This window comes from Halolamina salifodinae (assembly GCF_017874235.1).
Classification (GTDB): domain Archaea; phylum Halobacteriota; class Halobacteria; order Halobacteriales; family Haloferacaceae; genus Halolamina; species Halolamina salifodinae.
In genome coordinates this window covers 115,341-125,614 of sequence record NZ_JAGGLC010000007.1, presented here as the reverse complement: position 1 = coordinate 125,614, position 10,274 = coordinate 115,341, and the positions used below count along the sequence as shown (strand labels likewise).

Annotated in this window: 6 protein-coding genes, 1 rRNA gene and 2 pseudogenes; 2 read left to right on the top strand and 7 right to left on the bottom strand. The window is 66.4% G+C overall.

What is annotated here, in order from left to right:
• Both J2753_RS14305 and J2753_RS14300 read right to left on the bottom strand, forming a co-directional pair.
• Nucleotides 1-247, bottom strand: a 16S ribosomal RNA gene (locus J2753_RS14305); the annotation flags it as partial.
• Between the two features lie 586 nt (nucleotides 248-833).
• Nucleotides 834-1,139, bottom strand: coding sequence for a non-histone chromosomal MC1 family protein (locus J2753_RS14300; RefSeq protein ID WP_209492742.1), 306 nt, complete (start codon nucleotides 1,137-1,139; stop codon nucleotides 834-836).
• A gap of 211 nt (nucleotides 1,140-1,350) precedes the next feature.
• Between J2753_RS14300 and J2753_RS14295 the strand changes: the two genes are divergently transcribed.
• Nucleotides 1,351-1,548 (top strand): hypothetical protein, encoded by a 198-nt coding sequence (locus tag J2753_RS14295; RefSeq protein ID WP_209492741.1) that lies wholly within the window; start codon nucleotides 1,351-1,353, stop codon nucleotides 1,546-1,548.
• 7 nt (nucleotides 1,549-1,555) lie between these two features.
• The gene (locus J2753_RS14290) at nucleotides 1,556-2,611 is read left to right on the top strand and encodes a quinone-dependent dihydroorotate dehydrogenase (RefSeq protein ID WP_209492740.1); all 1,056 of its coding nucleotides are present in this window, start codon (nucleotides 1,556-1,558) and stop codon (nucleotides 2,609-2,611) included.
• Nucleotides 2,612-2,641: 30 nt separating this feature from the next.
• On the opposite strand, the gene J2753_RS14285 is transcribed toward J2753_RS14290, so the two are convergent.
• The 5 genes and pseudogenes from J2753_RS14285 to pheS form a co-directional block, all read right to left on the bottom strand.
• Nucleotides 2,642-5,368, bottom strand: coding sequence for a valine--tRNA ligase (locus J2753_RS14285; protein WP_209492739.1), 2,727 nt, complete (start codon nucleotides 5,366-5,368; stop codon nucleotides 2,642-2,644).
• Between the two features lie 67 nt (nucleotides 5,369-5,435).
• Nucleotides 5,436-6,110: an AIM24 family protein gene (locus tag J2753_RS14280; protein WP_209492738.1), complete on the bottom strand. Its 675-nt coding sequence runs from the start codon at nucleotides 6,108-6,110 to the stop codon at nucleotides 5,436-5,438.
• Between the two features lie 69 nt (nucleotides 6,111-6,179).
• A pseudogene (locus J2753_RS14275) lies at nucleotides 6,180-7,571 on the bottom strand (phenylalanine--tRNA ligase subunit beta); the annotation flags it as partial.
• Nucleotides 7,572-7,684: 113 nt separating this feature from the next.
• A pseudogene (locus tag J2753_RS14770) lies at nucleotides 7,685-8,129 on the bottom strand (phenylalanine--tRNA ligase subunit beta); the annotation flags it as partial.
• A complete protein-coding gene (gene pheS / locus J2753_RS14270; RefSeq protein ID WP_209492736.1) occupies nucleotides 8,129-9,670 on the bottom strand; it encodes a phenylalanine--tRNA ligase subunit alpha in 1,542 nt (513 codons plus the stop codon). The gene pheS and the pseudogene J2753_RS14770, both read right to left, overlap by 1 nt.
• Nucleotides 9,671-10,274: the final 604 nt, after the last annotated feature.

Below are 10,274 nucleotides of genomic sequence, written 5' to 3'. Positions count from 1 at the left end.
GGCCGTTACCCCACCATCTACCTAATCGGCCGCAGCCACATCCTACAGCGCCGGAGCGTTTGAGCGTCGGCGTCTTCAAACAGCCAACGCGTATCGAGTGTTAGCCTCAGTTTCCCGAGGTTGTTCTCGTCTGTAGGGTAGTTTGGCCACGTGTTACTGAGCTATACGCCGCGAGTCTAAACTCGCGCGACTAGCATGGCTAAATCGAACCCCGATAGCAATGACCTCCGGCAGGATCAACCGGAATGTTACGTGCTAATGCACGTGGGTGGCGGGTGGATCGCGTCGATCTCACCGTTCATGGTCTAATGTATCGGTTTCCGTTCGGTGACCGCCGGCCGCACCGGGGGACACCGAACTACCAAGGCTCGCATCAGATGCCGTCCTGTGGCGGACCACGGGGGCGACATCCTCATCCGTCGCGGGAAGCGGGAACCCGAGCCGACCTCGGTGTGAACCCCGCTCCCCTCTGCGTATTACATCCGAACACCCGTATTCACTTAAGGGCGTCGGAACGCTTCCGGACTCGCACTGAGCGAGTCCGGGTGTCACCGGGGGCGACCGCCCCGGCGACCTTCGCATTTCATTCGATGGGTGGCGACTACTTAACCCCGTCGAACCATCGGCGCCACGTCATGCGGTTTCACGCGGGGCGTTCACACGAAGGGGGGCAGCGCTGTCGCTCACAAGTTCGAGTACTGTGCGGCAGGAGGGCGGCCGGTCATTCCGGGCTCGCACGCACGGTTGGACCGCATGGTACCGCGCGTCGGATCGGTCCGACGCGGGTCGTAATACGCCTGTCGGAGCGGTCGGAGCCCCATCGACGCCGTTACCTACTCGTCGAGGTGCTCGATACCCTCTTTGGAGACGTTGGCCTCGGTGATGACCTCCGGCATCCAGTCGGGCTTGTTCTCCGGGGCCTCTTCCTCCCACGCCCAGCCCTCGTAGATGTGGACCTTGTCGGTACCTTTCTCGCGGAGTTCGAGCGGCACCCGATCCGCTCCATCCTCGGAGTCGGCCGGCTCAAGTCGGCGGGCAGCCTTCAGCGCTGCCTGCCGGGGAGTGTTGCCCGAGAACACACTCTCCTCACCGCTCTCTTCTCGAAGCGCGAAGTTCCGCTTACCGTCTTCTCGTACCATGATTTCTCTCCATGCGACTGGTGCACAGGGTGTATTATAAAAATATCGGGGCAAACGACCCCTGTGGCCGAGTCGTTTATATACTCCCAATTGAGTTCTTCCCAAAAGTTCCGGAAATAACCGCGAATTCACCCGACGGAGCCTCGGGCGCGCACCAGGCGGAGACAACACTTTAGTAGCGTCTGCGGCCAAACGGGAGTAGATAGACCAGATGGTCCGCAAGAAGAAGCTCAGCCCGAGCGGGGCCAAAGACGAGAACGGCGAGTACCACAACGTCCACGTGAACCTTCACGAGGACGAACTCGAGGTCGCCGGCATGGAGATCGGCGACGAGGTGTTCGTGCGCGTCCGCGACGGGAAGATCATCATCCAGTCGGCTGACGCCGACGACGTCGAACACGACTTCTGAGGACCAGATGCACCTCTACGACGCCAGCAAACCGCTTCTGTTCGCACTCCCGCCGGAGACCGCTCACACGCTCGTGAGCCGCGGCCTCGAAGCCGTCCAAGGTACGCCTGTCGAAGATCTCCTCCGGGAGCGCTACGCCGTCGACGACGACCGTCTCGCCACCGAGGCGTTCGGCCTGCGCTTCCCCACACCCGTCGGCGTCGCCGCCGGGTTCGACAAGAACGCCCGCATCCCCCGCGCGCTCGCGGCACTGGGCTTCGGCCACGTCGAAGTCGGCGGCGTCACCGCGGAGGCCCAGTCGGGCAACCCGCGCCCGCGCATGTTCCGTCTCCGGCCCGACCGCGCGCTGATCAACCGGATGGGATTCAACAACGAGGGCGCCGACGCCGTCGGCGCGCGCCTCGACCGCACCGACCTCCCGCACGTGCCCGTGGGCATCAACCTCGGGAAGTCCAAATCCACACCCCTCGAAGATGCGCCCGAAGATTACCGCTACACGTACAACGCCGTCGCGGACGCGGGCGACTACTTCGTCATCAACGTCTCCAGCCCCAACACGCCCGGCCTGCGCTCGCTCCAGAACCGCGACGCGCTGGAGGCCATCGTCGACGAACTCCAGGACGCCGGCGCCGCGCCCCTCCTCGTGAAGCTCTCGCCGGACCTCCCTGGCCCGGCCATCGAGGAGTCCCTCGATGTCGTCGACGAGAACGGCCTCGACGGCGTCGTCGTCACCAACACCACCACCGAGCGCCCCGGGAGCCTCCAGTCGCCCAGCCAGGCCGAGCCAGGCGGCCTCTCTGGTGACCCCATCGAGGAGCGCGCCACCGGCCTCGTGCGGTTCGTCGCCGAGCGCACCGACGTCCCCGTCGTCGGCGTCGGCGGCGTCAGCGACGCCGAAGGTGCCTACCGGAAGATCCGTGCGGGCGCGAGCGTGGTCCAACTCTACACCGCCCTCGTCTACGAGGGGCCGTCGCTGGCCCGCGAGATCAACGAGGGACTACTAGATCTGCTGGACCTCGACGGCTTCGAGAACGTCTCGGAGGCCGTCGGCGCCGACCTGTAGAAAAAGCCGCCCGCCGTTTTTCGCGACTCCTTACTGCTGGACGATCACGAGCGCGCCGTCGGCTTCCAGCATCTCGCCCTCGCCCGTGTACCGGCGCTCGCGTTCGACGGTGAACTCCGCAGTCGATAGCTCGTGGCCCGCCACCGAGAGCGTCTCGCCGTCGTCGCTTATCTCGTACTCGCCGTTCTCGATGCCGTCCTCGATGTCGGGCACGTCGGCGCCGTACTCCGGCCCGACGACCGAGTAGTCCAGGTCGATGCCGGTGACGACCGACTCGATCTCGGGCTCCGCCTCGAGTGTCTCCAGCGTCTCGACGTGCATCACGTTCCGGATGTCGCGCTCGAACCCGTCGACGTTGCCGTACACCGAGACGGTGTCGAGTTCGGTGTTCAGGGGGAGCTGCCGTTCGCTCTTGTAGCGCCGGAGCGCGCCGACGACGGCCATCGCCGTCTCGCCGGCGTCGTGGTCGGCGTCGATGCCCGTCGGCTCGGGCCACGCAGTCCGGTGGATGCTCTGGAACTCGCTGCTCGCGGCTTCGCCGCTCGCCTCCGAGGCGCGTGGCGCCTCGCTCTCCGCGTACATTTCCTGCCAGATCTCCTCGGAGATGTGTGAGAGCACGGGCGCGAACAGCTTCAGGAAGCGCTCGTGGGCCACCGTCAGCGTGTACTTGGCGGACTCGTCGTCGTCCTCCCGGACCCGTTCCTTGGCGATTTCTAGGTAGTCGTCACAGAACGTCCCCCAGAAGAAGCTCCGGAGGCTGTCCCGGGCCTTCGAGAACTCCCGGTTCTCCAGTTTCTCCCGGACGAACGCGGCCTCGCCGTCGAGTTCGGCGAGCAGCCAGCGATCCAGCGCCGACAGGTCGGCCTCGTCGACGTCCGGCGCCGTCTCCGGGGTCAGCGAGTCGACCAGTTTCGAGGCGTTCCAGAGCTTCTGGAGGAGCTTTTCGCCCGCGCGCAGCCCCTTCTCCTGATACGGCAGGTCGTCGCCGATGGAACTCCCCGCCGCCCAGAACCGCGCGGCGTCGACGGGGAACTCCTCGCGGACCGTCTCCGGGGAGACGACGTTGCCGACGGATTTGGACATCTTCTTCCGGTCCTCGTCGAGCACCATCCCGTTGATCATCACCGAGTCGAACGGCACCTCGCCGGTGTGCTCGTAGCACTTCACGACGGTGTGGAACAGCCAGAAGCTGATGATGTCGTGGCCCTGCGGGCGCACGTCCATCGGGAACAGTTCGGGGTTCTCCATCGTGAACTCCCCCTGCTCGTCGTCCCAGTCCCAGCCGGCGTTGATCAGCGGCGTCAGGCTGGAGGTCGCCCACGTGTCGAACACGTCGTCCTCGGGGACGAACTCCTCGCCCCCACACTCCGGGCAGGCGTCGACGGGCGGGTCGTCCGAGAGCGGGTCGACCGGCAGGTCGGCTTTGTCGGCCATGACCGCCTCGTCACAGTCCTCGCAGTACCACACCGGGAACGGGATCCCCGAGGAGCGCTGCCGGGAGATACACCAGTCCCACTGGAGCCCCTCGATCCAGTGTTTGTACCGCGAGAACATCTTCTCGGGGTACCAGTCCATCTCGCGGCCGGCCTCGAGATACTCGTCAGTACTGTCGAGCATTTCGACGTACCACTGGTCGGCGACGAGGAACTCGACGCCCGTGCCACAGCGCTCGTGGACGTTGACGGTGTGAGTGATCTCCCAGCGATCCAGCAGCGCGCCGTCGTCCTCGAGGTCCGAGACGATGGCCTCCCGGGCGTCGTCCGAAGACATCCCCTCGTACTCGCCGGCGACGTCGGTGAGGTGGCCCGACTCGTCGATGGCGACTCGCAGGTCCAGATCGTGGGCCTGGTACCACTCGATGTCGGTCTGGTCGCCGAACGTACAGCACATCACCAGCCCGGAGCCGGTCTCCATGTCGACGCGCTCGTCGGCGATGATCGGCACCTCGTGGTCGAACAGCGGGACGCGGGCCGCCTCGCCCACGAGGTTCTGGTTCGCCTCGTCGTCCGGGTGGACGAACACGGCGACACACGCCGGGAGCAGTTCCGGCCGCGTCGTGGAGATGGTGAACTCTTCCTGCCCGGCAGCCTCGCTGTCGCCGGTCTCCGACCGGCTGCCCGAGGGACGTTGTCCCTCGCTGTCGACGACGCCGAACTCGATGTCGTGGAAGTGACTGTGCTGCTCGTCGTCCTCGGTTTCGACCTGCGAGATGGCGGTCTCACACTCCGGACACCAGATCGCCGGCGCGCGCTTGCGGTACTCCTTGCCCTGCTCGTAGAGGTCGATGAAGGAGAGCTGAGAGGTGCGCTGGACGCGGGGTTCGATGGTCCGGTAGGTGTTGTCCCAGTCGATGGAGAAGCCAAATGACTGCAGGTTCTCGGTGAACTCGTCCTCGTACTGGGCACAGACCTCGCGACATTTCTGCTGGAACTCGCGGCGCGTGAACTCCTGATGCCGGATGTCGAGTTCGCTCTCGGTCAGGCGCTCGGAGGCGATGCCGTTGTCGTCGTAACCGAACGGGTAGAACACCTCCTCGCCCTGCATCCGGGTGAAGCGGGCGACGATGTCCTGCAGGATGGTGCCGTAGACGTGGCCCCAGTGGAGGTTCCCCGAAACCGTCGGCGGGGGTGTGTCGATGGCGAACGCGGTGTCCGGGTCGTCCACCTCGCTCTCCTGATAGGCGTAGGTGTCCTCGTCGAGCCACCGCTGCTGCCACTTCTCCTCGACGGCGTCGGCGTCGTACGGGCCACTGGGCATGTTGGGTGAACGTTCCCGTGAGCGCCTGTTAAAGAACTCGGTCCTGTGGGTGCCCGCGGCAGGGGCCTCAGCCCTGTCCCGGCGCCTCCTCGTAGGGCTGGACGACGACGAACCCGGAGTTGCCGTCGAACTGCATCTGGTAGCGCTCGTCGGAGGACTGGCCGACCATGTCCCCGAGGCTGCGGTTGGCCCCGATGCTGGGGCTGAGGTCGCTGCTCCACGCCACGGTGGCGTTGGGGTCGGTGCTGACCGGCGGTTCGAGCACCAGCGGGTCGCCGTGGGTCGTGACGGCGACGACGCCCGGCCCGGAGAGGAAGACGTTCGTCAGCCCGGCCGCCGACGCGCCGCCGAGGCTGCCGATGGTGCCGATCTCGTAGTCGACGCGCTCCTCGAACGCCAACACGTCGTTGCCGTTGACCGAGATACCCTCGTCGGCGCCGAGTTCGAGCAGCTGGATACGCTTTTCCTGATCGGCGAGATAGACGCTTCCCTCGCCTTCGATCTTCATCACGGGCGTCCCCTCGCTGGTGGCTTTCTCCTTGAGGAAGCCGGTAAGGCCGCCCTCTGCCGAGGAGACGCCGGTGAAGCTCACGTCGCCCTCGTAGGCGACCATCGAGCCGACTTTCGCGAGCAGGCCGTCGGCGACGTCGACGTCGAGCAGTTTGCTGTTCTCCAATTCGAAGCGCTCACGCCCCTCCGCCGGGGCGTTCGCAGTCACGAATTCGTCGAGATTGCTCGTCATGGTGGCGTGGCCGGGGACCCGACCTACCCCGAACTGACTCCCGATCCCTCAAAAAGACTCGTCCGGTCGCTACTCGGCCAGCGCGTCCAGCCGGAACTCGAAGGCCGCGACCGGCACCTCCAGATCCCGCTCGACCAGCACGCGCGGGTGGATTTCGCCGATCACGCCCACGGATTCGCCGTCGATGACGACCTCGGCCGCGCGCCCGTCGATGAAGCTCGGGTGTTCGGTGGCGGGCGTTTCGAGGTCGACGTCGAACTCGGCGACGAGCGCCTGCAGTTTGCCCTTGATGTCCTCGTAGGTCGCGTCCGTGCGCGCAATCGCGGCCGCGACGGTGCGGTGCTCGGCGACGTGGGTGTTCTCCTCGTCGTCCTGCTCCGCGACGAAGCCCACTTCCGCGAGTTCCTGCGGGTAGCGCCGGTGGGTGTTGTTCTCCAGTACGTGCATGATGGAGGGCAGCGCCCACGTCCGGAGTTGCGTGTAGTCCTCGCTGTAGGCGCTGGTGACTCGAACCGGGGCGCCGAACCCAACCACGTCCCCGTACTGGTCGGTGACGACGTCGCGGAGTTGCTCGTCGTCGAGCACCTCCTCGAACGCGAGCCCCTCGTCGTTCAGGAACTCCCGCTCGTCGGGGGAGAGATCCTCCGAGGAAAGCGCCGAGGAGACGTCCTTCCCCAGATACTCCGTCATCCGCCAGTAGTTCTCCGCGGGCGAACTGAGGTGGAAGTTCAGCAGGTCCTCGAACCCCAGCCCCACGAGCGCGCTCCGGGTCGCACGCTCCAGTCGACTCCGCTCGTGACGGCCGCCGATGGTGCCGATGTCGGGGTATTCGGGTTCGAGTTCGTCGAAGCCGTACGCCCGACCCACGTCGTCGACGAGGTCCGCGGGGTGGAGCACGTCGGTCCGATAGGGCGGAATTTCGACCTCGTACTCGGCTGTTTCGCCCAGATTCGCGGTCGCATCGAGGCCGGATCGCTCGAACAGGTCGATGACTTCCTCCATCTCCAGATCGATGCCGAGCGTCGTCTCGATCCGGTCGTGGGAAACGGTCTTCTCGCGCGTGTCGAGTTCGGGCCTGACGAGGTGGTCGCCGGCGTGCTCGCCGGCGGCGTCGTCGGCGTACACCACGTCGACGTTCTCGAGAGTCGCACCGCGCGCGTCGAGCGCGTAGCAGATGATCGCCAGCATCCGGTCGATGGTCCACTGGTCGGTGCCGGTGAGTTCGACCAGTAGCTCCCGGGACTCGGTGGTCACCTCTGTCCGCTGGCCGTTGATCACCGGCGGGAACGAGAACAGCCCCAGTTCGTCGTAGATGGCGGGGTAGCGCTCGTACTCGCGCACGATGTCGGCGTACTCCTCGCCGGTCGGGTGGTCGGTGAGCACCTCGGCAGGTGTCATCCCCTTGTCGGCGTCCAGCGGGACGAACTCGTCACCCTCGGGATCGATCCCGCGGTAGGTGATCGTCGGGCCACTCACGTCGGTCGGGCCCGTATCGTCGCCGCCGACGGGCGTGAGGTCCTCGGGCTTTTCGAGGTCGTTCTCCTCGCCGATCTCGCGCTGCTCGATGCGCTCGGCTTTCAGCATCGTGAGGTCGTGGATTCCGATGGCGCCCTTCGCGCGCTTGCGCCCCATCGTCGCGTGGAGCTTCTCCTGGAGCTGGATCAGCGAGTCCAGCGCGTCCTCGTCCAGATCGACGCCGCGCACGACCGCGCCCGCGACGTACGGGCGCTCGTCGGGCACGGACGAATCGACCTGAATCGTCCAGTCCGAATCGTTCGTGTCGGGGACGTCGACGCCGCGGTCGTCGCCGTAGTGGTAGCGCAGCGAGCGCGCGACGCCCTCGACGGAGAGCCGGTCGAGGCGGTCCGGCGCGAACTCGAACTGCAGGTCGCCCTCCTCGGTCTCGCCCTCGAACTCCAGTCCGAGGCCGAACAGGTCCTCCTTCAGTTGGTCGTCGTCCTTTTCGTCGTGGCCGGTCAGTCGGCGCAGTTCGTCAGTGTCGATATCGACGACGGGCATCAGTAGATCACCTCTGCGTTCCGTAGGAACTCAAGATCCGCGAGCGTTCCGTGCAGGTCGCGGATGTCTTCGGCGCCGGTGTACAGCATCGCCAGCCGTTCGAGCGCGAGCCCCCAGGCCATCACGTCACACTCGACGCCCAGCGGCGAGAGCACCTCCTCGCGGAAGATACCCGAGTTGCCAATCTCGATCAGTTCGTCGGTCTCGGGGTGCCGGCCGAACAGCTCGAAGCTCGGCTCCGTGTAGGGGTTGTAGTGGGGTTTGAACTGCACGTCCGTGATCCCGAACTGGGCGTAGAACTCCTCGAAGGTCCCCATCAGGTCCCGCACCGAGAGGTCCTCGGCCATCACCCAGCCCTCGATCTGGAAGAACTCCAGCAGGTGCGTGGAGTCGATGGTGTCGTTGCGGTAGGCCTTCTCCACGGAGAAGTAGCGCTGCGGCGGTTCGAGGTCGCCCCCCTCCGACGGTTGCCCGTCACCGTCGGAGAGTGCCTCAGCCGCCCCGGCGAGATACCGCATCGAGAGCGACGTCGTGTGCCCCCGCAGCGCGACTTCCCGGGCGAAGTCCTCGCTCCACGGCGAGTGATAGCCGTCGCCGTCCGAGCCGACACCCTCGCGGTGGGCGTTCTCGACCGCTCGCACGAGGTCCTCCGGCAGGTCCCCGACGGGATCAACGTCCAGCGCAAAGCGGTCCCAGTGGGTCCGTGCGGGGTGGTCCTGGGGCATGAACAGCGCGTCGTTGATCCAGAAGTCGGCGTCGGCGTGGGGGCCGTCCATTTCCTGAAAGCCCATCCCGACGAGCACGTCCTTCACGCGCTCGCCAGCCTGCCGGAGCACGTGGACCTTGCCCGCGCCGGCCTCAGTCGCGTCGGCTTCGACGTTGTAGTCGGTGAACTCCACGTCGTCCCACTCCCCGGAGGTCAGCATCTCGGGGGTGAGTCGGTCGGCGGTCTCCGCGGCTTCGACGCCGGCCATCAGCGCGTCGACGCCGTCGTCGGTCAGCAGCACCGAGCGCACGGTGTGTTCCTCGCGCTCGATCAGCCCGCGCTCGTCGAGTCGCTCGAGGATGTCGCCGTCGTCGACGGTCTCCCCCGCCGCGAGCGTTTCGAGTGCCGCAGCCTCGGGGTCCGAATCGGGGTCAGCGTCCGGGTTGGCCGAGACTTCGCCGCTCTCGATCTGGCCGTACCCCTTTCGAGCGAAGTTCGAGAGCGCGATGTCGACCTGCGGGCCTTCGAGTCCCGCGGCGCCGATAATCTGGCCCATCGATACTGGCTCGGCGGCGGCGCCCGCCTCCACGGCCGCGCGGTAGAACCGCACCTCGGGCAGGCCGTCCTCGAGATATTCGTGGGCCTCGTCGGTGAGCGAGACAGATCCCTCGGTCTCGCTTTCGACCTCGACGAGTCCGTCCGCTTCCAGTTCGAAGACGGCGGTGGTGGCCGCCGCCTCGTCGATCCCCGCCTCGGCGGCGAGGTCGGGGATCGGCTGTGCATCGGTCGCGCTCGCGGCTTCGAGGGCCGCGACCTGTCGTTCCGGGAGTCGCATATGTGGTGTGTAGTTCGCAGTTAGTCGCCCCGGCGTCGTCGCTCCGGGTGTGGTACTGCCCGCTCGGTCGGTTTCGCCCGGGCCGCACCGCGCCGGACTCCGCCGACCGACTTAGGCGAAGAAGAACCCGACCCCGCGGCCGTCGGCTGCAGCGCGATTCGTGCGGGCGGCGGTGTCGGGCGCCATACGTGAGTGGATTCCCCGAGCGCGCAAAAAACTTCCGCGAACGGGCTGAGAACGGGTGAGTGAGTGTCGTTTGGAATCGGTGCTGGACAACTGCGAGCGGCGACGGCAACAGCATCTCGATGCTTGACTACTTGCGACCGCAGGGCGCCGGGCACGAGGCCCGGTCACCAGAAATCGGAGATTTCTGGTTGGCAGACGAGAGCCTGCGGCTCTCGTTGACGCCCGCGAGGCGCCCACCGCTCAGCAGCCGGCGGTGGCGCGAAGCGTTCGCGTCGACGGACGCGAACGACCGTGAGGATCCCGCGAGCAGGGCGGAATCGAAGATTCCGCTGGCGGGGAGGAGTGAAGCGAACGAGAGCACGGCAGAGCTTGCTCTGCCGGAGGGAGCGAATCGGCTGGGGAGGCTGTGGTCGCGGTT

Excerpts from the sequence above, each read along its gene's own strand:
- J2753_RS14285 (WP_209492739.1), bottom strand. The coding sequence starts at position 5,368 with ATGCCCAGTGGCCCGTACGACGCCGACGCCGTCGAGGAGAAGTGGCAG.
- pheS (WP_209492736.1), bottom strand. The coding sequence starts at position 9,670 with ATGCGACTCCCGGAACGACAGGTCGCGGCCCTCGAAGCCGCGAGCGCG.
- J2753_RS14295 (WP_209492741.1), top strand. The coding sequence starts at position 1,351 with ATGGTCCGCAAGAAGAAGCTCAGCCCGAGCGGGGCCAAAGACGAGAAC.
- J2753_RS14280 (WP_209492738.1), bottom strand. The coding sequence starts at position 6,110 with ATGACGAGCAATCTCGACGAATTCGTGACTGCGAACGCCCCGGCGGAG.
- J2753_RS14300 (WP_209492742.1), bottom strand. The coding sequence starts at position 1,139 with ATGGTACGAGAAGACGGTAAGCGGAACTTCGCGCTTCGAGAAGAGAGC.
- J2753_RS14290 (WP_209492740.1), top strand. The coding sequence starts at position 1,556 with ATGCACCTCTACGACGCCAGCAAACCGCTTCTGTTCGCACTCCCGCCG.